We start from the raw sequence: 25053 nt of genomic DNA, 5'->3' as shown, positions 1-25053 counted from the left end.
CGACACCCGCCGAGGTGCTTCAGCGCGCCGGAACCGCCAATCGCTGCGCTGCTGCGGCGATGCGTTCGTCGGTAGCCGTCAACGCCACCCGAACATGCCGGGCTCCCCGGGGACCGTAGAACTCCCCAGGCGCGACGAGGATGCCGCGCTGCGACAACCAAGTGACGGTGTCGCGGCACGGCTCGCCGCGCGTCGCCCACAGGTAGAGCCCCGCCTCGGAGTAATCGACGGTGAAATCGGCGGACCGCAACGCCGCCAGCAGGACATCGCGCCGGTGCGCATAGCGCTCTCGCTGGGCCTGTTCGTGCGCGTCGTCGTCGAGCGCCGCGGCCATCGCTGCCTGTACCGGGGTGGGCATCATCATGCCCGCGTGCTTGCGCACCGCTAGGAGTTCGGCCACGACACCGGGATCACCGGCGACGAAACCCGCACGGTAGCCGGCCAATGAGGACGTCTTCGACAAAGAGTGCATCGCCAGCAGTCCGGTGTGGTCACCGCCGCAGACCTGCGGGTGCAGCACCGACACCGGCGTCTGATCCCAACCCAGCCCGAGGTAGCACTCATCGGAGGCAACGAGCACCCCGCGCTCCCGGGCCCATGCCACGACTTTTCGCAGGTGGTCGACACCGAGCACTTTTCCGGTCGGATTGCTCGGCGAGTTCAGATAAAGCAGGCGTGGTGTTGATGAGCCGCTTGCGCGAAGAGCGGAACGAACAGTGGGGCCCACCTGCGTCAACGAGTCAGCCCGCAGCACCCCGGCGCCAGTGAGCAGGGCACCCACCTCGTAGGTGGGGTACGCGAGCTCTGGCACGACGACCGTGTCGGCGCCGCTCAAGCCGAGCAACGTCGGCAGCCAGGCGATGAACTCCTTGGTACCGATCACCGGAAGGACCGCGCTGGGCCTCAGCCCGGTGATCCCGTATCTGCGCTGCAGCGCACCGACGACCGACTCCCGCAACGCCGGCGTGCCGGCGGTGGTCGGATATCCGGGCGCGGCGCTGGCGGCGGCGAGCGCGTCACGGATCAGCGGGGCGACGTCGTCCACGGGGGTGCCGACCGACAGGTCCACGATGCCGTCGGGGTGTTCACGGGCTGCCGCGGTCGCCTCCGAAAGGGTGTCCCACGGGAATACCGGCAGCGACCCGGAAACAGTTCCGGCCGTCGGCGGCCGAAGGGGGACCTCAGGCGATTCCTGGCGGTCAGATGGCTGCGCCGTGGCTCTCAGTCCTCACCCTGCGGCGGCAAGTCTTTAACAACCTGCGGATCGTTGTCGGTCTGGCCGACTTTCGATGCACCGCCAGGCGAGCCTAGTTCGGCGAAGAAGTCGGCGTTGATCTGCGTGTACGCCTCCCACTGATCTGGGACGTCGTCTTCGTAGTAGATGGCCTCGACCGGGCACACCGGCTCACAGGCGCCGCAGTCGACGCACTCGTCCGGATGGATGTACAGCATGCGTGCGCCCTCGTAGATGCAGTCGACAGGACACTCTTCAATGCATGCCTTGTCTTTGACGTCGACGCAGGGTTCGGCGATCGTGTACGTCACTAACTTCTCCTCAAGTCCTCTCGAACTACCTAGGGTGGAGCTGTTCTCTAGGCAGGGCTCAGCGGGGGGCGGCGACCGGCCCCAGCAAGTATCCCTGCCGGCCGGCGGGCGCCTGTCTCAGTGTGCCCTAAGTTCTACGTCTCCCCGGTTGGGGTCTTACATGATTACTGATACTAAACGTTGCACATACAAGCCGCCTAGCAAAACTCGGCTATGCCACCAAGTGCACTGCAACTAGTTGCATAAGGCACTATTGATGCCTACGCTGCGCCCATGGCCCTGCCGCACGCGATCCTGGTGTCGCTCTGTGAGCAGTCGGGCTCCGGGTATGAACTGGCCCGGCGCTTCGATCGATCGATCGGCTATTTCTGGGCCGCCAGCCACCAGCAGATCTACCGAACGCTGCGCACGATGGAGGCGGACCACTGGGTGCATTGCACCGCGGTGATCCAACACGGCCGGCCCGACAAGAAAATATATTCGGTCTCTGCGGACGGTCGCGCCGAACTTGCGCGCTGGATCGCAGCTCCCCTGGCAGGGCGAAGCGGCAGGAATGGCACAGTTGCCGATCGGCGAACGCGCGACCTCGCCGTCAAGATCCGGGGCGCGTCGCACGGCGACATCGAGGCATTGCGTGCGCAGGTCATTTCGCTGCTCTCCGAGCGTGCCGAGTTGCTGGATGTCTACCGAGGATTCGAGAAGAGTCAGTTCCCGGATCCCGGAGCCATCACCGGCGCCGACCTACACCAATACCTCGTGCTGCGGGGTGGCATCCGGGCCGAGGAGAGCGCCATCGAATGGCTCGACGAAGTAGCGGCAAGTCTGGGAGGACGAAAATGAACCACGGCTTGAAGAACCACGGCTTAGAGAACCACGGCTTGCCCTACCCGAACCTGTTGTCGCCATTAGACCTTGGCTTCACGACGCTACGCAACCGCGTCGTGATGGGGTCGATGCACACCGGCCTCGAAGATCGCGCGCGTGACACCGACCGCCTCGCCGAATACTTCGCCGAGCGTGCCCGTGGCGGAGTGGGACTGATCATCACCGGCGGTTATGCGCCCAATCGCACCGGTTGGCTGCTTCCTTTCGCGGCCCAGATGACCTCGGGCTCGGACGCCCGCAGACACCGGCGGATCACCGGCGGAGTCCATGACGCCGGCGGCAAGATACTGCTGCAGATCCTGCATGCGGGACGCTATGCATTCCATCCGCTCTCGGTGAGCGCCTCGTCCATCAAGGCCCGCACCAACCCCTTTCGGCCACGCCCACTGCGCGACGTGGACGGCACCATCGACGACTTCACCCGCAGCGCAGTCTTGGCCCGGGACGCGGGCTACGACGGCGTCGAGATCATGGGAAGCGAAGGCTACCTGCTCAACCAGTTCCTGGCGCCACGCACCAACAAGCGCACCGACGCCTGGGGTGGCACACCCGAGAAGCGCCGCCGGATGCCCGTCGAGATCGTCCGTCGCACCCGCGCGGCCGTCGGGCCGGACTTCATCATCTGCTATCGGCTGTCCATGGCCGATTACGTCGAGGATGGCCAAAGCTGGGACGAGATCGTTGCTCTGGCAACCGAAGTCGAAGACGCCGGCGCGACGATCATCAATACCGGGATCGGCTGGCACGAGGCGCGGGTCCCGACCATCGTGACCTCTGTGCCCAACAGCGCGTTTGTCGACATCAGCAACGCGGTCGCCGAATACGTCGACATTCCCGTGATGGCGTCCAACCGGATCAACATGCCCCAGACCGCCGAGCAGATCCTCGCCGACACCGATGTCAGCTTGATCTCGATGGCCCGGCCGCTACTGGCCGACCCGGACTGGGTACACAAGGCGCACGCCGACGCCGCCGACGAGATCAACACGTGCATATCGTGCAACCAGGCCTGCCTGGACCATGCGTTCGCACGCAAGACGGTGTCGTGCCTGCTGAATCCGCGCGCCGGCCACGAAACGACATTGATGCTCGGCCCGACCCGACGCACGAAACGCATTGCTATCGTCGGCGCCGGACCCGCCGGTTTGGCCACCGCCGTCACTGCCGCCCAGCGCGGACATCATGTCACGCTGTTCGAGTCCCGATCACAGATCGGCGGCCAATTCGATTTGGCCCGAAGAATTCCCGGCAAGGAGGAGTTCAGCGAGACCATCCGCTACTTCACCCGCATGCTCGACAAACACGGAGTCGATGTTCGGCTGGGCACCCGCGCTGACGTCGACGAGTTGCTCAGCTACGACGAGGTCGTCCTGGCTACCGGTGTCGCACCGCGGATGCCCGACATTCCCGGTATCGACCATCCGATGGTGCTGTCCTATGCCGAGGCGATCAACGGTAAACCCGTCGGCAAGTCGGTTGCGGTGGTCGGGGCCGGCGGCATCGGTTTCGACGTCAGCGAATTCCTGACCACCGACCATTCCCCCACGCTCAACCTCAAGGAGTGGAAGGCCGAGTGGGGTGCGGCCGACCCGCAGGAGGCACGCGGCGCCTTGACAACACCGGTGCCGGCACCAGCGACGCGGGAGGTCTACCTCCTGCAGCGAACGAAGGGAGCCCAAGGCCGCAGCCTGGGCAAGACCACGGGCTGGGTACACCGGGCATCGTTGCGGGCCAAAGGAGTTCACCAACTATCCGGGGTGAACTATGAGGGCATCGACGATAGCGGGCTGCACATCAGCTTCGGTCCGAACCACTCTGGGCCTCGGTTGCTCGGCGTCGACAATGTGGTGATCTGCGCGGGCCAGGAGCCGGTGCGCGATCTTGAGGACGGCCTGCTGGAACGTGGAATCACCCCGCGGGTCATCGGCGGGGCCGCAGTTGCCGCTGAACTGGATGCCAAGCGCGCTATCCGCCAAGGCACCGAACTAGCTGCGCGCATCTAGAGTCCGCGTCCAGCGAATTCACAGCTAGGGCAGTTAACCTCCAGAAAGAGACTCGTACTGCACTCTGATCGGCAAGCCCCGCATCTCCCTATCTCGTCAATACCCAGCGAAGCTCGTCGCCGCGTGCTAAGGGTTGGTCAATCGAGCTGTTCCTGAAGCTATGCGCCCTACGGGGGCCAAGGGGTTCGCGATGGAAGGTACGAGGTACATAGGCTGGGCCGGATCGTTGGCGGTGGCACTAGGTGTCGCCGGCGCCGGGGCTGCTGCTCCCGGGGTCGCCTGGGCTGAGCCCAGCCCCGGAACGGATACCACGGAGTCGAAATCCCCGGATTCTTCCCCTCGATCGCCATCGCGCGACGGTTACTCGACAACCGACGCGGTATCCACCGGTCCCGAGTCATCCACTGGCCCTGAGGCATCCACCGGCCCCGAGTCCACTTCCGCCGACCCCGAGTCCCCTTCTTCCGCCGACCCGGATTCCTATTCGGATTCTGCCGAGTCGAATTCGGAATCCGACGATGAGTCCGATTTCGACGTGTCAGAGCCAGGCAGCAGCGACGAGGTTGCCGAGCCAGACATGGCCGACGAACCCACCGAAGAAGATGTGATCAACGATGCGGACGGCGCCACCGATGAATTAGTGCCCGAAGTTCCTGCTGAAGAAACGGTCGCCGACGTTGTTCCCAACGCTGCGACGCCCGACGATGACGCCAGGGCGGGCTACGGTGACGAATCCGCTCAGGGCCGGGCCGCCGAACCTGTGCTGTCGAGCACCGGGATTGAGGGTACTGACGCCGCTCAGGAGTCGCCTTCGTCGCCGACGAACCGGTTGGCGGCGATCACGGCGGACGAAATCCCCGAAACCTCTGATCCTGCGGATGAGCCGGTCGCTACCTTGTCGTTGCCGATTTCCACCACCACCTTCGGGTCAGCGCCGGACATGGTGGAGATTTCCCATCCCACCCCCGGCGCGGTTCCTCAGATCTCTCCAGTGGCGCTGACGCCATATCAGCCTCCCGGCACCCCGAGCGTTCCGGTGCCCTCGCCGGCACCGCTGGCCGCGTTGGCCTGGGCCCGACGCGACGCCGAACAACCACCGCTAAACAGCAGTGTCGACAGCAGCGCACGCGTCAGCGTGGCAGCCACCGGGGCGACGACGGCTGGCCCCGTTTCGACGGCTGCGAGGGTGGCGGCCGCCAGCCAACAGGAGTCCATATTCACCGCCATCGGGAATTGGTTCCAGCGCACCTTCTTCGCCGCCTCGCCCACCTTCGCGCCCCAATCGGTGTCGGTGAACATCCAAGAGGGGGCGAGCAGCCAGGCGTTCGAGTTGGGCGCCGAGGATGCCGACACCGACACCCTCATCTATACCGTCGACGGAAAGGCGACCGGAACCGGAACCGCCTCCGGCACGTTGAACATCACCGGCGAGTCGGCCACCTATACCCCGCCAGCCGGCTGGGACGGCGCAACCGCGTACACCGACACCTTCACCGTTACCGCTTCCGATGACGACGGCGGCTTCCATATCCACGGGCTCTCAGGTCTGCTCCACCGGCTGACCTTCGGCTTGATCGGCGACTCGGGGCACACCGCTACCAGCACAGTCACCGTCACTGCGCTCGGCGTGCCCACACCACCGCAACCCCCTGCGCCCGAACCAGAACCCCCCGCACCAGAACCCGAACCCCCTGCGCCCGAACCAGAACCCGAACCCGAACCTCCCGCACCCGAACCTGAGCCCCCTGCACCCGAGCCCGAGCCCCCCGCGCCCGAGCCAGAACCACCCGCACCCGAGCCCCCCGCGCCCGAGCCAGAACCCGAACCGCCTGCGGGCCCGAATCTGTTGCAGAATGCGACGTTTACCGATGGCTTGAGCAGATGGCAGTTGTCCGGGGATGTCTCCAGCATCGAGGACGGCGGCGACGCGGCGGTGCGTCTCGCGGCAACCGCGACCTCCGATGCTCGAATCTCCCAGCGGGTCACCAACCTGAAACCACAGACGCTGTACACGCTGGCCCTCACGATGCGCACCAGCGGGTCTGTTCCGAGCGATGTCTGGGGGGTGTGGGGTGTCATCGACGGACCCCAGCTCGACAAAACTGGGGCGGGCCAATCAGCGACGTTGGCCCAACGGCGCCTGACGGTCTACACCGGCGCCGAGGCCACCGAGGTCACCGTTTTCGTCACCGCGGGTCGCAACTCCCCCGCCGGAGTTGTCACCGTCACCGACGTCCGGTTCGTCGAGGGCGCTATGGATCCACCGGTGATCGATCCCGACGCCCCCGGTGCATCGCCGCCACCGTTGGTGAGTCTGCCCGGTCCCGGCGAGAACCTCGTCAGCAACGGGCAATTCGCACCTGGCGCCCAAGGCTGGGTGCTCGACCAGGCGGCGCTTCAACCTGACGGCACCATGCGCATCGTGTCCACGCCGGAACAAACCGGGCGCATAGCCCAGGATCTGCCCATGCTGCTGGCACCCAACAGCGACTACGTGCTGAGCGCGCGCGCCCGAGTCGATGTCGGTGACGCCACCGTCACTGTCGCCAGCCCGGACGGCTCGCTGCACGCATGGCAGCTGATCAACGACGACGCCTGGCAGCCTGTGGAAATCGCGTTTACCACCCCGGACCACTGGGTATCGGTGAAGGTGGCCGCCGAGAACTGGCGCGGCGACCACAGCGCGCTCTACGTCGACGACCTCACCCTCCTTGCCAACGGCCACGAATGGCTCGACACCCCCGACCCTTATCCCAGCCCGCAGCCCGAACTATTCGATGACTTCACCAACGGCATAGATCCCGAGCGCTGGCTCATCGCCGACAAAGCGTGGGGCGGGGACAACGGCGGCGTGGTCCCCGCCAACGTCGACGTTGTCGACGGCATCGTACGCCTGGCCGCCCACGGCGACCTGTACGCCGGCGATGTCGTGGGACACGGCGACCGCACCAGCCGCGTCGGCGCAACCATCGTCACCCGTGATTACTACGCCTCCGGACGCTACGAAGTCCGTGCCCGCGTGCCGCGGGCGCTGGGAGCGGCGAGTGCCTTCTGGAGCTATCACTACATCGAATATCACCCCGCGCAGCCGGAATACTGGACCGAGCCCAACCGAATCCGCAATTCCGAAATCGACTGGGAGTTCCCCACTGCGCGTGATGATGGATCCCCAAATGACCCAGTGAGTTTCGAGCACGCACGGGCCAACACGTGGGGTGGCAAGTTCGGTGGCGAAGGCGGCAACGTGTCGCTGCGACCCAACATCGGTGACCTCGTCGCCGACGGTGAATTCCACACTTATGCTTACGAATGGCACGCCGGCGGAGACGGCCGGGACCCGTTTGTCGCATGGTCTATCGACGACGTCGAAGTGGCCCGTTACACCGGCGAATCGTTCGGCCAGGACAACGTCCCCCATCGCGCATCCCGCTTCTGGATCGGAATCTGGTTCCCCGCATCGGCATACCGCGATCATGTCGGATGGGCCGGAGACCCCGACTTCGACACCGCCTACCTCGACATCGACTGGGTGCGCGTCACACCGACATACGCTCCGGCGGACACCTACGAACCAGAAACATGGCCCAATGGCTTCTACGCAACACCAGATCAATACCCGCAGTACCGAATCGACCGAGATCAACCCTGACTACCCTGCTGGCGCAGTGCACCCGGCCCTCAGCACGTGCATGAACGCGATGGCGATCGCCAATTATCGGCAGATTGACCGCACGAGGGGTTGGACTCGCCCAATTCCGTTGCATAACTGGGTCATCGATGTGTGCGCGGTCACGCTCGGACGGCCCGCATGCGGCGCGAGGACGGAATCGGATTGGTGGGACGCGCGGGAAGATATCGCAGTACCATTCCAGCGGCGAGCAGAGCGGCGCATGACCCTACAGCCACCGCGGTTCGGGGTCCGCCCAGGTCGGCGATCCAGCCGATGATCGGGGCTCCGATCGGAAGCCCCCCTAGAAGCACCATCGCAGCCAGGGCCATCACCCGACCACGCATCTCGGGCGCACATCGCTGCTGCAGCAACGCAGTCGAGGCGGTGACGAAAAACAGAGCGGTAGCCCCGGCGGCAAGACCGGCGACCGCAGCCAGCACCACGCTCGGCGAGACCGCAATCAAGCCGTTCGCCAGCGCGAAGGCGATGATGGCGCCGATGAGCAGTCGCAGGTCGATCTCGCGAAGACGCGCCACTGCCAGGGCACCAATAACGGACCCGACACTTATAGCGGTGTAAAGCAAGACGTAGACGGCTACGCCGCCGTCGAACGTTTGATGCGCCAGCAATGGGACGAGCACCTGGTGGTTGAACCCGAACGTGGCGACGACCCCGGTCAGCAGCAGGGCAATCCGCAACTCGGGGACTCGCCAGGCGTATCGAAAACCCGCGCGCACCGCGTGGGGTTCCTGCCCCGCTTGAGTGATCTGCAGTGCGTCACGGCGTATCAGCAGCAAGAGAGCCAGGGTGACGACATGACTGACGGCGTTGACGACGAAGCACCAACCGATACCCGTTGAGGCAATGAGAACGCCGGCGGCGAGCGGTCCGAGGACCCGACCTACCGAAGTGATGGCACTGTTGAGGCTTACCGCACGGGCGATGCCGTCCTCTCCGACGAGTTCTGCGACGAAGGCTCGACGCACGGGGTTCTCGACGGCGTGCAGCACCCCGTACACCAGCGTCAACCCGTAGATCAATGCCACGGTGCCGGCTCCAGCGAGCACCACCGCACCGAGGGCCGCAGCTTGCCCGACGACCAGGAGCTGTGTCGCAATGAGCAAGCGGTGCTTGTCGACTCGGTCGGCGAGTGCCCCTGTCCATGGCCCTAACAACAGCAGCGGTCCGAATGTCGCTACAGCGACCCAGCCGAGGGCAGCCCCACCCTCAGTGAGTTCGCTGACGAGCCAGGCCAGCGCCACGAACTGCAGCCAGGTGCCCGACTGGGATGCGACCTGGCTGGCGAGAAAAAGCCGGAAGTTGCGAAGTCGTGGGGAGCGCCGCGAGTGTCGACGATCCCTCGGTGTTTTGCGCATGGCAACGAGCCTGAAGACCCGGGATGGAACTGCGATGAGCGAAAGATGAGCGAACTGTCACAATTCGCCGCGCTCAGCTCGTCTGCTGGCGGATTGGCCGGGCAGGCCCGACACAATCGGCGTCCAGCTTTTGTGAGAGCTCCTTAATCAAACGGACCCGGCTCCTCTCATCCAGGCTCGCGACTCTGGTTGTCACGGAACCGAAAAGGAGTCAAGTCATGAACTTCGTTACGCAGATCGGCGCTGAACCCGCAACTCTCGGGGGCGGCCGTCCCAGTGGCCGGCCCGGCCCACACCAGCACAAAAGCCCCAAGGTAACCGTGACGACGCGCGACGGCATCCAGCTGGCCGTACGCGACTACCGTCCACAATCAATGGGCCATACAGTGGTCTTGCTGCATGGGTTATGTGTCAGCGACGCGGTGTGGTTGCGCCAAATCGACTACTTGAATCGGCTCCACGGCAAGAACATCCGCGTCATCAGCTACGACCACCGCGGTCACGGCAGGTCCAGCCGCGCGTCGGTCGACACCTACCGCATCGACCAGCTTGCCAGCGACTTGGCCGACGTCCTTACCGCACTCGATGTCGGCGACCCGCTCACCCTTGTCGGCCACTCGATGGGCGGGATGACTGCACTGGCCTACCTGGCCCGCTCCAGCGCTGACCGTCCGGTAGATCCCCAGGGTCTGGTCCTGGCCGCCACAACGGCAGGCCAACTCGTGCAACGGGGCCTGGGCCGACTACTGGCAACCCCGGGCGCGGGCGCGCTGCTCACACTTGTCGACCACCTCCCCAAACAGGCCCTCGATGCGCTGGCCGGGCCGGTGTGCTCGACGCTGAGCAGGATCTGGCCAGCACAGCGCGCCATGCTGGCAACGGTGCGGAACAGGATCGCCAACACATCAGTACCCACCGCCGCCGGATTCCTGCCCACGCTGCGTAGCTATGACCAGTACGAGACCCTCGACGGTATCCGCGCCAACACAGTCATCGTCAGCGGTGGCACCGACCCGCTCACCCCGGCGTCGCACTCCCAGGAGCTTGCCAGCGCCATCCCCGGCGCCGCGCACGTGCACCTCCCCCACGCCGGACACATGCTTCCCCGCGAGGTACCCGACGTCATCAACCACGCCATCCGACAGGCGATGCACCCTGATGGCAGCGAGCCGTTCGCCAACAGTAACCACGACATCTGCACGAACACAACGCCTTTGAAGATGGGAGCGTAAACGATGAGATATCGCGCAGCCGACATTGACAGGCCCATCACCCACCACGCAACACTCGATGAGATGAGGAGCTGGCCATGCAACAGCTGACCGGTTTGGATGCAACGTTTTTAGCCCTGGACTCACCCACAGTATGTAGCCATCTTGGCTGCATGGCAGTGCTGGATCCGCCGGCGCGCGGCCCGGCGCTCGATCTGTCACGCCTCACCGAACTCATCGGGTCGCGGCTGCATCTGGCTCCGCCGTTTCGGCGGCGCATAGCCGAGGTGCCATTCGGGTTGGATCAGCCGTACTGGATCGAGGACCCGAACTTCGACATCGAGTTCCATGTCCGCGAACTGGCGTTGCCCGCGCCCGGGGACACTCACCAATTGGCCACTATGGCGGCGCGCTTGCACGAGCGACCGCTGGACCGCAGGCACCCGTTGTGGGAGATGTATCTGATTCATGGACTCGCCGGAGGCCGCAAGGCTCTCTACACCAAAGTTCATCACGCGGCGATCGACGGAGTCGCGGGCAACAACCTGCTCATCGCACTGTTCGACACTTCCGCCGAGCCCCGCGTGGAACGTCCGGCGGTCCCGTGGCGACCGGACGACGAACCCAGCGGGGTGACCTTACTAGCCCACAGCGCAGTGTCGGCGGCGCGCCACCCGGTTCGGTTAGCGCGGCTATCCGCCGATCTGATCCGTTCGCTGCCCGCCGTGGCCAGCAGCCCGGGGCGGCCGCGACTACCTGCGCTCGACCGATTCATTCCGCGCCGGGGCCGCGGCCCGGTGTCGTCCGCCCCACCGCTGATTGCGCCGCAAACACCGTTCAACAAGATGCTCGGCCCACGCCGGCGGTGCGCCTTCGGCGACCTACCTCTGGCAAAGGTGAAGCGGGTCAAGGACTTCGCCGGGGTGACCGTCAACGATGTTGTGATGGCACTGTGCGCCGGCGGGTTGCGCACCTGGCTGCGCGACCACAACGCGCTTCCCTCGGGTCCGCTGCTGGCCGCCGTCCCGGTGTCCATCCGTGCCGAGCATCACGAGGCTACGGAGGGGAATCACTTGTCCAAGGTCATCGCGCCACTACCGACGCACTTGTCAGACCCCGGCGAGCGGCTGCATGCCGTGCACGAGGCTATGGAGGGGGCCAAGGACCAGTTCAGCGCTATGCCAACCGATCTGTTCAGCGATATCGCCCAGTTCTCGATGCCTGCCCTGACCAATCAGGCCTGCCGGCTGGCCAACCGACTGAGGCTGCTCGAGCGCATTTCGCCATTGAATCTGTTCGTCTCCAACGTCCCCGGCCCCACGGTGGATATGTACCTGGGCGGTTCCCGTCTGCACGCCGTCTATCCGATGTCGACGATCGCCGACGGGCAAGGGCTCAACATCACGGTGCTGGGCTCTCGTGGCAGGCTCAACGTTGGGATCGTGGCCGACCCTGACCTGGTCCCCGATGTCGAGGGCCTGATGGACGCACTCGTCGACGAACTCAACTTGCTGGACATGCCGGCAGAGGCCGATTACCGACGCCTGTCTGGTTGACCATATTCGGGAACGGGCGCCGCGCTGAGCCGACAACCGTCCGCACGACGTCGCCGAGCTGCCGAACAGTACTGGGCAGGATCGTGTTACCCACAAACCCACCCACGTAGTACCGACCGGGAGGACATTTCCATGACTGCCAGACTCGCCGAGAGGGTCGCGTTGATCACCGGAGGTGGCACCGGTATCGGTGCGGCCGTCGCCCGTCGGTTCGCCGCGGAGGGTGCCCGGGTCGTGGTGACCGGTCGGCGCCGTGAGCTCAGGCCTACGACTATGGTTGTCACCGCGTCCGGGTCAACACGGTATGCCCCGGCTGGGTCCGCACCCCTATGGCCGACGAGGCCATGGATGCTCTGGCGGCTGCCAGAGGCACTACCCGCGAGCAGGCCTACCAACTTGTGGCCGCCGAACTACCGCTGGGCCGGGTGGCCGCTCCCACCGAGATCGCACAGTGTTGCCTATTCCTTGCCTCTGAGGAGTCATCCTTTGTGACGGGTGCAGTCTTGGTGGCTGATGGCGGTGGCGAGATCGTGGATGTCGGCACACAGGCATTCGACGGCCACGGTTGATCAACCAACGCCGCGGGTTGCTCTGCGGCCGCCTGCCGACCATCCGGCGAGCCAACGCAATCGACACACGCAATCGACACATTGGCCATGGCGCCCGCCGCGATGGTTCGGCAGCTGACGTCGACACGCTTTAGACGACCCGCACCAAGCGTGAGTTCGACGATGCGTCCCCGTCGCTGTCGCCGTCGCTGCGGCCTCCGTGGCTGTCGCCGTCCCCGCCGCTGTCGCTGTCGATACTTGAGATCTGGGGGCCGGTCTCGCCAAGCGCCGCGTCGGCGTCATCCGCCATTGCCGTTCCGGCGCCGACGACACTGCCGCCGATCATGGCGGCACTCAGGACAACAACCTTCCAGGTGGCCGTCTGTTTCACGATATGCTCCGTTCTATCCTTATGACGCGCGTATTTCGCACTGGTACAGAGGATTCCGGACCGGCATGAACTCCGGCAGAGATGAACATGAGCCGCCTCTCATTTCGACGGCGGAGCCGGCGAGACGATCCAGTTGTTACGCCGCCGCGGTGTCAGGAGCGATCTAGCAGGGCGGCCGATTGCGGGCCACCGGCATCCGCGGTGTACGCCGCGGCACGCGGACTGCCGGGCCCATCGGCCGAGAACACCGGCATCAACACAAAGGCATCAACAACGCCACCGATAAGTGCGTGCCGGCAGCCCGGCGGCGGTGGTTATCGTGACTGCGCGGCTCCTGAGATCGAGTGCGCGATTTCACCGATCTGGTCGATCGCCAGCGAAAGCCGATCCCCAGGACGCAACCAGCGGCCGGTCTCCATGCCACAACCTCCGGGAAGGGTTCCGGTCGCGAAGAGTTCACCGGGAAAGAGTTGTTCACTGCGTGAAGCGTGGGCCAGTACGTCCCCGATCGACCATCGCATGCCGCGGCTGAAGACCGTACTGACTGTCTTGCCATTGATAGAGACGGACCCGCTGAGCTCGTCGATGCACGGCAGGATCTCGTCTGCGGTCACCGCAAGCACGGACATCGACGACGCGAAGTGTTTGGATTTCTGCGGTCCGAGCCCGGTCGCCATCTCGGCGCGCTGAACATCGCGGGCGCTGAAGTCATTGATGACGACGAACGCGCCGATAGCGTCGAGGGCTTCCTGGGGGCTCGCGTCATACAGCGGAGCCTTGAGCACGAAGCCGATCTCCAGCTCGAAATCCAGTGCTGACGAGTACGAGGGAATGGCGACCGGAGCGCCACTGGGGAGGAAGCTCAGGTGGTTGGACATGTAGTAGATCGGCTGTCGGTAGAACAGTGCGTTGGGCTTGAACAAGGGGAACGGCCTTCGCGTCACCTTCTCGAACGACTCGGCCGCGCGCGCCTGGCCGGGGTGGAACCGTCGCACCAGCCCCCGCGCGGCGTCGATTGCGTGCTGTTCGTAGAGCATGAAATCGCGAAACGACAGCGGCTGGAACGGCAGCACGTTACCGGACGATTCCACGTGCCGTCGGGCGGTGGCGAGCTCGAAGTCGGGGTGGAAGATCGCACCGCCCAGCGCTGCCTGGTCCGGTGCGGGCACCCAGGATCCGTCCGGCGCGAGAGACTGCAGATCCAGTGTGCTGTCGGCGCAGATACGTCGGAGCTTCACATCCTCCGTCCTACCAGTGATCGGGCAGGAACGGTACGGTCGGCTTCCGCGAGCGGGCCCAAATGCACACGAACCACGGCGCGTCGGCGGGCAGACACGCGCGCTCGCGGGACGGGGGAGGGTGGTTAGGCGGCCAGCGGCGTATACGTGGTGGTGCGCTGCCGGGCGGGACGACCGATGCCTGCGGCGATACCGACGAGGTCCTCGACACTCTTGTACGAGCCGAACTCCGAGCCCGCCATCCTCGAGATGGTCTCCTCCATCAGTGTGCCCCCGAGATCGTTGGCGCCGCCGTTGAGCATCACCCGGGTGCGCTCGGTACCCAGCTTCACCCAGCTGGTCTGGATGTTGGAGATTCTGCCGTGCAACATGATCCGCGCCAGCGCATGCACCGCCCGATTGTCGCGGTGCGTCGGGCCCGGCCGGGCTCCGCCCGCCAGATACAGCGGTGAAGACTGATGCACGAAAGGCAGCGGCACGAACTCAGTGAAACCGCCGGTGCGATCCTGAATTTCGCGTAGCACCCGCAAATGACCTACCCAATGCCGCGGCTGGTCGACATGGCCGTACATCATCGTCGAGCTCGAACGCAGCCCCACCTCGTGCGCCGTGCTGACCACCTCGACCCACAAGGAGGTGGGCAACTTGCCTTTGGTCAGCACCCAGCGCACCTCGTCATCGAGGATCTCGGCGGCCGTACCCGGGATGGACCCGAGCCCGGCCTCGCGTAAGGATATGAGCCACTCACGAATGCTCATCCCACTCTTGGTGACTCCGTTGGCGATCTCCATCGGGCTGAAGGCGTGCACATGCATCGACGGCACTCTCGCCTTGACCGCACGAACCAGGTCGGCGTATCCGGTGACGGGTAACTCCGGGTCGATACCACCCTGCATGCACACCTCGGTGGCGCCGGCGACGTGCGCCTCCCACGCGCGCCCGGCAACCTCGTCGGTCGACAGCGAGAAAGCGTCCGCATCACCCTTGCGCTGAGCAAAGGCGCAGAAACGGCAGCCCGTATAGCAGATGTTGGTGAAGTTGATGTTGCGGTTGACGACGAAGGTGACATCGTCGCCCACCGTGTCGCGTCGCAACGAATCAGCCAGCGCAGCAACGGCATCCATTGCAGGGCCAGCTGCGGTCGCGAGCGCCAGATACTCGTCGTCGCTGCAGCCGGCCGGATCCTGTTCGGCCGAACGCAAGGCTGCCAGCACATCGGTGTCAAGACGTTCGGGCGCGCGCGCGGCCAGCTCGTGCACCTTCTCCCGAATCGACTCCCAGTCGCCGAACGCACTGCCCAGGTCGCTTCGGGTCTCGGTGAGCCTGCCCTCGGCGTCGATCGCCGCGTGCAGGTCCGTGCGACCCAATGACTCGGTCGCCTCGTCGGGCTCCTGCCAAGGCCTGCCCTGCGGGTTGACGTGCAGGGCGTACCCGGTTTCGGGGTCGGCGAGAGCATCGACGTGCCCCTGCACCCGCGGGTCGATCCAGCCGCCGCCTGCCTGGACGTACTGCGGCTGTGCTGTCAGTCGCTGTACCAGGTCGTAGCCCGCTTCGGCCGTCACCGCCCCCAGTTCGTCGAGAGCCGGCCAGGGACGCTCGGGGTTGACGTGGTCAGGCGTCACGGGAGACACGCCGCCCCAGTCGTCCACACCGGCGCCGATCAGTGCCAGGCACTCGGTCCGTGACACCAGGTTCGGCGGAGCCTGGATGCGTATCTTGGGGCCCATAACCAAGCGGGTGACCGCAACCGTCGCAACGAATTCGTCAATGCCGGTGTCCGGTGCCGAGGCCATCGCGGTGTTGTTCTTGGCGCGGAAGTTCTGGACGATCACTTCCTGGATGTGCCCGAACTCCTTGTGAGACCGGCGAATGGCATGGATGGTTTCGGCGCGCTCGGCGAGTGTTTCGCCGATGCCCACCAGCAAACCGGTGGTGAACGGTATCGCCAGCCGGCCAGCGTCGTCCAGCGTGCGCAACCTCACCCGAGGGTCCTTGTCAGGGCTGCCAAAGTGGACTTGTCCCTTGGTCTCGAACAGCCGGCGTGACGTCGTTTCGAGCATCATGCCCATCGAGGGTGCAACCGGCTTGAGCCGCGACAGTTCCGACCAGCTCATAACGCCCGGGTTCAGGTGCGGCAGCAGCCCGGTCTCCTCGAGAACGCGGATCGCCATCGCCCGCACGTAGTCCAGGGTCGAATCGTAACCGCGCTCGTCGAGCCACTGGCGCGCCTCGTCCCACCGCGTCTCCGGGCGGTCTCCGAGCGTGAACAACGCTTCCTTGCAACCTGATTGGGCACCGCGGCGCGCCACGTCGATGATTTCGTCGGGCTCCATGTACATGCCCTTGCCCTCGGCCCGAAGTTTGCCCGGCACCGTCACAAAAGTGCAGTAGTGGCAGGTGTCACGGCACAGGTGGGTGAGGGGTATGAACACTTTGGGTGAGTAACTCACGGGCAACCGGCCGGTGGGGCCTCGGCGGCCCGCAGCCTGCAGTCCGGCGTCCCGCATTCGGGCGGCGCTGGCGCACAGGTCGGCGAGGGCATCCCCGCGCGCCGTCAGGGCGATCGCGGCTTCGTCGATGTTGAGCGCCACGCCGTCCCGTGCCCGGCGCACCACCCGCCTCAGAGCGGCCGGGCTTGGTCCGCCCGACCTCGGCGGAATAGCCGGGTTCGGCAGATCGGTGCCACGCCGGTTGCTTACAGCCACTGTCCTGTAACCCCGGCGTTGTCGCGGATCATCCGCACGTCCGACTATCTGAAACCGCTGCGCCTGACATACCGGCCAGAGTAGTCACTCAGCGGCAGCGCCGGAGTCCGCCCTGTCGATGGGGTCCGGTGCAGCGCCCGGCAAGCACCCCCTGCCCTTCCCGGGCGCTCACCGCTGGGCACCCGCGGGCGCACGCATCAGCACCCAGGCCGCCGGCAGCGCACCCAGCGCGATCAGAAGCACCGGGGCGAACTCCATCATCCCGGACCCGCCGAACACGATGTCGTCGCCGGGTCCACCCAAGGTCAACACCACCACGGTCAGCAGCCAGGCCCACAGGGGCAGCGCCGCCAGGCGCGGGCTCGACGTCCATTGCAGCGCAACCCAGACCAACAACGCGTTCAACACACCACTGAGCAGGGCGCTGACCGGGAACGGCACCGAACCCACTCGCAACGGCAAGAAGAAGGCGGCCATCAGGGCCGAGAGAGCCCCGTCCACACCGAGTAGGGCCAGCACCACGAAACGGAGCCGGTCTGAAGCCGGCGCTAACGACCCGGTCAGATTCGCCTCCGTGCGCAGTCGGTTTCGGGCAGCCTATCCGGTGACGCCATCGTCAACCCACGTTCAGCCCGGCCAGCAGGTCGGCTTCCCAGCCGCGGCTGTCGCGCTCGCCGGCGGTGCCGGCGGCCAGGACGTAGCACTCTCGTGCGTTGACCGGCAGGGCGATGTCATTCGACAGAGCGAACGCCCGTCCGTCCGGGGATACGGACACCTGCGTCTGGTGCGCCCGTAGCGCCGCCACTTTCGCGGGGAGGCGCTCAGGGTGGTCGACAACCGCATCGATCGCGTCGTCGGCAAACCCACCGGAGCCATAGCCGTCATGGGAAGCAGAGCCCGCCGCGTCATGGCTCACCCGGGCCCACTGCTCGGGCACCTCGGTCAGCGCAGCCAATCCGGCAGCCATCTCCGAGTTCGAGGTCACCGTCCAATACAGCTTGGGCACCTGCCAGTGGGCACCCCGGACCGCCGCCGTGGTGACGCGATGAGCATGGATATGGTCGGGGTGGCCATAGCCTCCGTTCGGGTCGTAGGTCACGACGACGTGGGGACGAAGCTCGTCGATCACCGTGCCCAGCGTGGCCACCTGCTCATCCAGGTCACCATCGGCGAAGCGCTGCTGCTGTCGCGATCGTGTTCCGGCCATCCCCGAGTCCCGCCACCGCCCGGCGCCGCCGAGAAATCGGGGGCTGTCCACGCCGAGAGCGGCCAGTGCCGCGGTCAGCTCACCAATGCGGTAGCCGCCCAGCTGATCAGCGCGGTCGGCGGCCAGCTGCGCCCACCGCTCGCCGATGACCTCCCCCTCCTCGCCAAGCGTGCAGGTGATGACCTGCACCTGCGCGCCATGGGCCACGTAATGCGCGATCGTCGCCCCCGTAGTGAGGGTTTCGTCATCGGGATGGGCATGAACGAAGAGCAGCCGCGCGGTCTCCATTCCAACCAGCTTGCCTGCTGATGGCAGTCTGGGCGCAGCGCGCCCCCGTGTCACCGGGGCAGCTTGACCCACTTGCCGGCGTCGCCGACGATTCCGACCGGCACCGCGCCGGTGAGGCTGACGTTCTGCAGACTCGGCCCGGCCGCCACGATGGTCGTGTCCTGCAGGATCGGCAATACCGTCCACATGTTCCACAGGCTCGGCTCGACCTCGGCGATCACTTCGCTGATGTCGGCGGCTCCGCGCAGCGCGGCGTTGATCTCGGGCTGGATGCTGCGGTCGCAGATTCCGGTGATGTTGCTCGGCACCTGGAAGAGCTGACCGGTGTCGGGCGGAGGTGGCGGGGGGGCAGCAGTCGTTGTGGTGCCGGGAGGGTCGGCCCGGGGCGACGTCGGTGTCACCGACGCGGTGGGCGTCACCGACCCTTGCGCGGTGGTGGTCGCAACAGCGGTCGCCTCCAGGGCGGGGCAGCCGAACCGGGAGGCCAACGACGTCGCCAGATCGCCGCCGGCCTGTCGCCAGCCGATCACCGCGTCGACCCGGTTGTTGGCCAGTGCCTCGCCGTAGAGAACGACCGGATTGAGGGCGGACACCGACGCCGCGATCCCGACATTGCGTAACTGGTCGGCGGCTGTGTTGGCGACCGCGACCGACGTCGGATCGTTGGCGGCGGCGCCCAGCACCAACCTCAGTGGCTCGCCATCTTTGGTGAGATGCCCCCGGTTGCTCTGCGGCAGGCTGGGAGCCGGCGGCTCGGAGGTCGGCACCGGGCTGATTTGATACCCGGCGCCGGCCAGCAGCGTCATGGCCTGGGTCTGGGTCATCGCCGGCGGAGCGGTCGGGACGTAGCCGGGGTCCGAGGGGGTACGCACCTGCGCCTGTGCCAGCGTGACCGCGTTTTCGCCGCCCGCCCCAACCGCGGCCAGCAGGTTGACGTCGAGCAAGCCGAGAACGGCCTGCCGCACCTGCGCGTCCTTGAGCGCCGGCCGCTGCGCGCGCAGCGTCAGCTGCAGGACGCGCGGCGTGACGATGCGCGCGGTCCGCACATCAGGGATCGCGGACAGTTGCGCGAACGCCACCGCGCCGCCGTGCACCTGGGCGACCTGAGTGTCGCCGTTGCGGATCGAATCGGCCAACGCGGCGGGCGAGCCGCCGCGGCGGAACAGGATCAGGTCGGGGGTGGCGGGCTTGCCCCAGTACCTGTCGTTGCGCGCCAGCAGGATTTCATCGCGTTGCGGATCTATGTTCTCCACCCGGAACTGCCCGCCGGTCACAGGCATCGCACGGACCAATCCGGCGACGAATCCACCGGGCACATCCTTGACGATATGGGCGGGCAGGATGTTGTTGAACAGCTCCCGCCACGCTGGATAGGGCTCGGAAAACGTCACGACCGCCGTTTTGCCGCCCTCGATGGACTGAACGCCGGTGATGAGGTCGTAGCCGGCCGGGTCCACCGTGCCGGGCTCGCCGACCATCTGACGCCACAAGTACCAATAGTCGTCGGCAGCGATCGGCGCGTTGTCGGTCCACTGCGCTTCGGGACGGATCTTGTAGGTCACCGTGAACGGGTCCTCGCTGGTGACCTTCGCCGACACCAACAACGTGGTGTCCAATTCCCACCGCGACCCGGTCGGCGTCTCTGCGTCGGGAACAGGTCGGAACGAACTGGGCAGTACCAGCGAGCTGATGGCCGCGTTGACCGGGGACAGATCAGAAAGCAGGTGGGCGTTGAACCCGGGACCGATCGAGTCGATCGCCATGATGATCTGGGTCGCCTTCAACGGCGGCGGCGGCGTGGACTCGGTGGTGTCGGTGCTCTGCGGCGCCGGAGGCGGGCTCGCGGTGCAGCCTGTGACCAGGGCCAACGTCGTCAGGATTGCGACCAGTACCGACCCGGGAGCGGCGCTGAAACGTCGGGAGATCGTCGGCACGACCTTCAGGGTATAGACCCGATCAGGCGCCGACGTCCGACTCCTCGATGCGTGGCGCGAACTAACCCCGGGCCTTGGCACGCGAACGGGCGCGCGCCCGCAGCGTCGCGTCGAGCTCGGCCTTGCGGACCCGCACGATCTCGGGCGTGACTTCGACGCACTCGTCCTCGGCGCAGAACTCCATGGCCTGTTCAAGACCCAGCTCCAGGGGACGGGCGAGTGTCTCGAAGACATCGGCCGTCGCGGAGCGCATGTTGGTGAGCTTCTTCTCGCGGGTGACGTTGACGTCGAGGTCCTCGGCCCTCGGGTTGATCCCGACGACCTGCCCTTGGTAGGTGTCGTCTCCCGGTTCGACGAAGAACTGCCCGCGGTCCGACAGTTGCATCATCGCAAAGGGTGTCACCGAACCGGTGCGGTCCGAAACCAGCGAGCCGGTGTGGCGGGCACGGATCTCCCCCGCCCAGGGGCGGTAGCCCTCGAAGACGGCATTGGCGATTCCGGTGCCGCGAGTCAGGGTGAGGAAGTCCGTCCTGAACCCGATCAGGCCGCGGCTGGGCACGATGAAATCCATCCGCACCCATCCGGCGGCGTGGTTGCTCATCTCCTCCATCCGCGCCTTCCGGGCGGCCATCAGCTGCGTGATGGGGCCGACGAATTCCTCAGGACAGTCGATCGTCATCGCCTCGAAGGGCTCGTGCAGTTTGCCGTCGATAGTCCTGGTAACCACCTGCGGCTTGCCAACCGTCAGCTCGAAGCCCTCGCGTCGCATCTGCTCGACCAACACCGCAAGCGCCAGTTCGCCGCGGCCCTGCACTTCCCACGCGTCGGGGCGGTCGATGTCGACGACTTTGATCGACACATTGCCGATGAGTTCGGCGTCCAGTCGCGACTTCACCATCCGGGCGGTCAGCTTGTGCCCGGACACCTTGCCGGCCAACGGCGAGGTGTTGGTGCCGATCGTGACTGAAATGGCCGGCTCGTCGACGGTGATGCGGGGCAGCGCGTGCGCGTGTTCGATGTCGGCCAGCGTGTCGCCGATCATGATTTCCGGCAGGCCTGCCACCGCGACGATATCTCCGGCCGTCGCCTCCTCCATGGACGTGCGTTCCACGCCCTCGGTCACCAGCAACTCGGTGATCTTGGCATTCGTGATCACCGGATGGCCTTCGACCTCACGCATCCACGCAACCTGCTGCCCCTTGCGAATCCGGCCCTTGTAAATGCGGATCAACGCAAGTCGGCCGAGGAACGCCGATGCGTCGAGATTGGTCACCAGCGCCTGCAGCGGCGCCTCGGGATCGCCCTGCGGCGGGGCGATGTTCTCCAGAAGCACGTCGAAGAGCGCGTCGAGATTCTCGCCATCAGGGTTCTCGCCGTTGGCGGGTTCGACAGTGCTGGCGATACCCGCGCGACCGGAGGCGTAGAGGGTAGGTAGCCCGAGCGCGTCCTCGGCGGCCTTCTGGGCTTCCTCGTCGAGGTCGGAGGCCACGTCCAGCAGCAGGTCGTGACTCTCGGATACGACTTCGGCTATCCGGGCATCCGGGCGGTCGGTCTTGTTCACCACCAGGATCACCGGCAGGTGGGCGGACAACGCCTTGCGCAGCACGAAGCGGGTCTGCGGCAGCGGACCCTCAGACGCGTCGACGAGCAGCAGCACCCCGTCGACCATCGACAGGCCGCGTTCGACCTCACCACCGAAGTCCGCGTGTCCCGGGGTGTCGATAACATTGATCACGGTGACCGTTCCGTCCGGGTGCCGCCGATGAACAGCGGTGTTCTTCGCCAGGATGGTGATGCCCTTCTCCTTTTCCAGGTCACCGGAGTCCATCAGGCGTTCGATCGCGTCGTCTCCGCGGTGACTCAGCGCCCCCGATTGGCGCAGCATCGCGTCGACCAGGGTCGTCTTGCCATGGTCGACGTGAGCGACGATAGCGACGTTGCGAAAATCTGGGCGTGAATCCACGTCGGTGATTGTCGCAGTGAAGTGCACAGATCACGAAAACGAGAGAGACAGCTCACCAGGAATAAGGCCGCCAAGGCCGAGCTTTGAGGGCAAACCCGGTGGAGTCGCTGACATTTCTTGGTTGGCCCGGCGTCGGCGAAGGCGGACAGGTATGGTCTTCCCCGCGCCGACTCGCCTGCCCTCCACCCCGAAACCTGCAGTGCTACGTAACTAGACGATGACCGTAACTAGACGATGACGACATGACTAAACGATGACGACGACCAGGAGGAGGCGGTAACCGTGCCGACCCCATCGGACCCCAAGAGCGCCGAATCCCGGCGGCGGAACCCCCTGGTTCAGGCCTGGCGGAGCCTTGAGCCGGCCGTTTTCATTCCCGCATCACTGATCATCATCGCGCTCATTGTGTTCGCGGTGATCTACTCGACGCAGGCCGAGGACGCCTTCACCAGACTCAACGGTGCGATCACCGACGGAGTGGGGTGGTGGTACGTGCTGGTCATCACCGGCTTCGTGGTATTCGCCATCTACTGCGGCGCCTCCCGAATCGGCACCATCCGACTCGGCGAGGACGATGAGCGGCCCGAGTTCAGCTTCGTGGCATGGCTGGCCATGTTGTTCAGCGCCGGGATGGGCATCGGCCTGGTGTTCTACAGCGTCGCCGAACCGCTGACGCACTACGTGAGCCCGCCCGAGTCACGCGGAATCACCGGGCAGACCGACGCGGCGGCCGAACAGGCCATGTCACTGACGCTGTTCCATTGGGCGCTGCACCCGTGGGCGATCTACGTCGTCGTCGGCCTGGGCATGGCCTACATGACCTATCGCCGAGGTCGGCCCCTGGCGGTGCGCTGGCTGCTGGAACCACTGCTGGGCCGCAAGCGGGTCGAGGGGCCCATCGGGCACGCCGTCGACGTCACCGCAGTGGTCGGCACCCTGTTCGGCGTGGCCACCTCCCTCGGCTTCGGTATCACCCAGATCGCTGCGGGCTTGGAATACCTGGGCTGGATCGAGATCAACAACTGGTGGACGATCGGGATGATCGCGGCGATCACACTGGTGGCGACGATCTCGGTCGTCAGCGGTGTCAGCAAGGGTCTGAAGTGGCTGTCGAACATCAATATGACTCTGGCTGCCCTGTTGGCACTATTCGTGATGTTGCTGGGTCCGACGCTGTTCCTGCTGCAGGCTTTCGTGCAGAACCTCGGCGGCTACATTCAAGCGCTGCCGCAGTTGATGCTGCGCACAGCGCCGTTCACCGACGGCGATTGGCTCGGCAGCTGGACCATCTTCTACTGGGGTTGGTGGATCAGCTGGGCACCGTTCGTCGGCATGTTCATCGCGCGGATCTCACGGGGCCGCACTATCCGCGAGTTCGTCGCGGCAGTATTGCTGGTCCCGAGCGTCATCGGCGCGCTGTGGTTCACCATTTTCGGCGATTCGGCAATCCTGCGACAGCGGGACAACGGCGACATGCTGGTCGACGGTGCTGTCGATACCAATACCTCATTGTTCGAGCTCCTCGGCGGGTTACCCATCGCGACGATCACCAGCGTGCTCGCGATCGCGGTGATCGTGTTCTTCTTCGTCACCTCCTCGGACTCCGGGTCACTGGTGATCGACATCCTCTCCTCCGGAGGAGAGTTGGACCCCCCCAAGGCGAGCCGGGTCTACTGGGCAGTCATGGAGGGCGTTGCCGCCGCGGTGCTGCTGGTAGTCGGCGGGTCGGGCTCGCTGACTGCACTGCAGACCGCGTCGATCGCGACGGCGGTACCGTTCTCGCTGGTGATGGTCGCGGCCTGTGTGTCGATGGTTCGGGCGTTCCGCTATGACCTGGCGACTTCTTCACGCCTGATGCACGTCTCAGCACCCGATGGGATACCCCCGCAGCGCCACGATGTCACGGCCACGCTGGCGGGGCTGGTCGAGGTGCGTTCGGTCCAACCCGAATCCTGCGTGTTGCACCCGACCACCGGCGAGCTGACCATCACCGAGCCGGTCGATCCCCTCGACGGTGAGCACTTAGGCAGCGGCGACGCCCCAGCCCACGCGCCCTGACCTCCAGGTCAGCGAAGCAGGGTCGCGAGCTGCGGCAGCCACGCGGCGTCGGCCGGCACCCAGGGCAGATTGTCGAGTTCGTCGATGCCCACCCACCGCAGCGCGCGGTGGTCATTGGGCTGCAGCACACCGTCGGTCTGTGTGACGAGGTAGGCGCGCAGCGTTGACGTTGGGGTCAACGCCACATCAGCGCCGACCCGGGCTCCCACAGCCACGCCGATCCCCAACTCCTCGCGCAGTTCGCGCGTCAGCGCGGCACTGTCGGTCTCGCCGGGCGCCACCTTCCCGCCTGGCAGCTCCCACAAGCCGGCCAACTCGGGAGGCCGGGCACGCTGGGCGACCAGCAGCGCCGCGTCCTGGATCAACGCGCCGGCGACCACGACCAGATTCGGCAGCTGGTTTGGCGGCAACTGTTTGGACGGCAACTGTTTGGACGGCAACTGTTTGGACGGCAACTGTTTGGACGGCAACTGTT

17 protein-coding genes and 2 pseudogenes are annotated in these 25053 nt (G+C 65.8%); 8 read left to right on the top strand and 11 right to left on the bottom strand.

The window, feature by feature from the left end; all coding sequences use genetic code 11:
- Window positions 1-19 precede the first annotated feature (19 nt).
- Both dapC and fdxA read right to left on the bottom strand, forming a co-directional pair.
- On the bottom strand, window positions 20-1138 hold the full coding sequence (gene dapC / locus ACPGXI_RS08555; RefSeq protein WP_526651813.1) for a succinyldiaminopimelate transaminase: 1119 nt from the start codon (window positions 1136-1138) through the stop codon (window positions 20-22).
- An 83-nt stretch (window positions 1139-1221) separates the two neighbouring features.
- Window positions 1222-1545 carry a ferredoxin gene (gene fdxA / locus ACPGXI_RS08550; RefSeq protein WP_526651791.1) on the bottom strand — a complete coding sequence of 108 codons (324 nt, stop codon included), beginning with the start codon at window positions 1543-1545 and terminating at the stop codon, window positions 1222-1224.
- A 273-nt stretch (window positions 1546-1818) separates the two neighbouring features.
- On the opposite strand from fdxA, the gene ACPGXI_RS08545 reads away from it, so the two are divergent.
- The 3 genes from ACPGXI_RS08545 (at window position 1819) to ACPGXI_RS08535 (ending at window position 8082) form a co-directional block, all read left to right on the top strand.
- Window positions 1819-2385, top strand: a complete 567-nt coding sequence (locus ACPGXI_RS08545; RefSeq protein WP_526651789.1) for a PadR family transcriptional regulator — start codon at window positions 1819-1821, stop codon at window positions 2383-2385.
- Window positions 2382-4433, top strand: coding sequence for an FAD-dependent oxidoreductase (locus ACPGXI_RS08540; protein WP_526651787.1), 2052 nt, complete (start codon window positions 2382-2384; stop codon window positions 4431-4433). The genes ACPGXI_RS08545 and ACPGXI_RS08540 overlap by 4 nt, the downstream gene beginning before the upstream one ends.
- 190 nt (window positions 4434-4623) lie before the next feature.
- Window positions 4624-8082, top strand: a complete 3459-nt coding sequence (locus ACPGXI_RS08535) for a family 16 glycosylhydrolase (protein WP_526651785.1) — start codon at window positions 4624-4626, stop codon at window positions 8080-8082.
- 140 nt (window positions 8083-8222) lie between these two features.
- Here ACPGXI_RS08535 and ACPGXI_RS08530 read toward each other — a convergent pair whose 3' ends face one another.
- Complete coding sequence (locus ACPGXI_RS08530) at window positions 8223-9479, bottom strand: MFS transporter (RefSeq protein WP_526651783.1); 1257 nt, start codon at window positions 9477-9479, stop codon at window positions 8223-8225.
- Window positions 9480-9697: 218 nt separating this feature from the next.
- Here ACPGXI_RS08530 and ACPGXI_RS08525 point away from each other — a divergent pair, with 218 nt between their 5' ends.
- The 4 genes and pseudogenes from ACPGXI_RS08525 to ACPGXI_RS08510 all read left to right on the top strand — a co-directional run.
- The gene (locus ACPGXI_RS08525; protein WP_526651781.1) at window positions 9698-10711 is read left to right on the top strand and encodes an alpha/beta fold hydrolase; all 1014 of its coding nucleotides are present in this window, start codon (window positions 9698-9700) and stop codon (window positions 10709-10711) included.
- 77 nt (window positions 10712-10788) lie between these two features.
- Entirely contained in the window at window positions 10789-12246 is a 1458-nt protein-coding gene (locus tag ACPGXI_RS08520) for a WS/DGAT/MGAT family O-acyltransferase (protein WP_526651779.1), read from the top strand.
- 132 nt (window positions 12247-12378) lie between these two features.
- Window positions 12379-12456, top strand: a pseudogene (locus ACPGXI_RS08515) (3-oxoacyl-ACP reductase); the annotation flags it as partial.
- 110 nt (window positions 12457-12566) lie between these two features.
- A pseudogene (locus ACPGXI_RS08510) lies at window positions 12567-12815 on the top strand (SDR family oxidoreductase); the annotation flags it as partial.
- A 130-nt stretch (window positions 12816-12945) separates the two neighbouring features.
- Here ACPGXI_RS08510 and ACPGXI_RS08505 read toward each other — a convergent pair.
- The 7 genes from ACPGXI_RS08505 to typA form a co-directional block, all read right to left on the bottom strand.
- Entirely contained in the window at window positions 12946-13185 is a 240-nt protein-coding gene (locus ACPGXI_RS08505) for a hypothetical protein (protein WP_526651777.1), read from the bottom strand.
- Window positions 13186-13499: 314 nt separating this feature from the next.
- Window positions 13500-14423 carry a fumarylacetoacetate hydrolase family protein gene (locus ACPGXI_RS08500; protein ID WP_526651775.1) on the bottom strand — a complete coding sequence of 308 codons (924 nt, stop codon included), beginning with the start codon at window positions 14421-14423 and terminating at the stop codon, window positions 13500-13502.
- 125 nt (window positions 14424-14548) lie between these two features.
- Window positions 14549-17128 carry a bifunctional FO biosynthesis protein CofGH gene (locus ACPGXI_RS08495; RefSeq protein ID WP_526651773.1) on the bottom strand — a complete coding sequence of 860 codons (2580 nt, stop codon included), beginning with the start codon at window positions 17126-17128 and terminating at the stop codon, window positions 14549-14551.
- A 168-nt stretch (window positions 17129-17296) separates the two neighbouring features.
- On the bottom strand, window positions 17297-17647 hold the full coding sequence (locus tag ACPGXI_RS08490; protein ID WP_526651811.1) for a hypothetical protein: 351 nt from the start codon (window positions 17645-17647) through the stop codon (window positions 17297-17299).
- Between the two features lie 97 nt (window positions 17648-17744).
- A complete protein-coding gene (gene mshB, locus ACPGXI_RS08485; protein WP_526651771.1) occupies window positions 17745-18623 on the bottom strand; it encodes an N-acetyl-1-D-myo-inositol-2-amino-2-deoxy-alpha-D-glucopyranoside deacetylase in 879 nt (292 codons plus the stop codon).
- A 50-nt stretch (window positions 18624-18673) separates the two neighbouring features.
- Entirely contained in the window at window positions 18674-20557 is a 1884-nt protein-coding gene (locus tag ACPGXI_RS08480) for an ABC transporter family substrate-binding protein (protein WP_526651769.1), read from the bottom strand.
- A 61-nt stretch (window positions 20558-20618) separates the two neighbouring features.
- Entirely contained in the window at window positions 20619-22520 is a 1902-nt protein-coding gene (gene typA / locus ACPGXI_RS08475; RefSeq protein ID WP_526651767.1) for a translational GTPase TypA, read from the bottom strand.
- 282 nt (window positions 22521-22802) lie between these two features.
- On the opposite strand from typA, the gene ACPGXI_RS08470 reads away from it, so the two are divergent.
- Window positions 22803-24578, top strand: a complete 1776-nt coding sequence (locus ACPGXI_RS08470; protein ID WP_526651765.1) for a BCCT family transporter — start codon at window positions 22803-22805, stop codon at window positions 24576-24578.
- Window positions 24579-24586: 8 nt separating this feature from the next.
- Here ACPGXI_RS08470 and ACPGXI_RS08465 read toward each other — a convergent pair whose 3' ends face one another.
- Window positions 24587-24973, bottom strand: a complete 387-nt coding sequence (locus tag ACPGXI_RS08465; protein WP_526651809.1) for a (deoxy)nucleoside triphosphate pyrophosphohydrolase — start codon at window positions 24971-24973, stop codon at window positions 24587-24589.
- Window positions 24974-25053: the final 80 nt, after the last annotated feature.

This window comes from Mycobacterium sp. (assembly GCF_049608025.1).
Taxonomy (GTDB): Bacteria; Actinomycetota; Actinomycetes; order Mycobacteriales; family Mycobacteriaceae; genus Mycobacterium.
The sequence above is the reverse complement of the archived record's forward strand: the minus strand, read 5'-3'. Positions and strand labels throughout refer to the sequence as shown.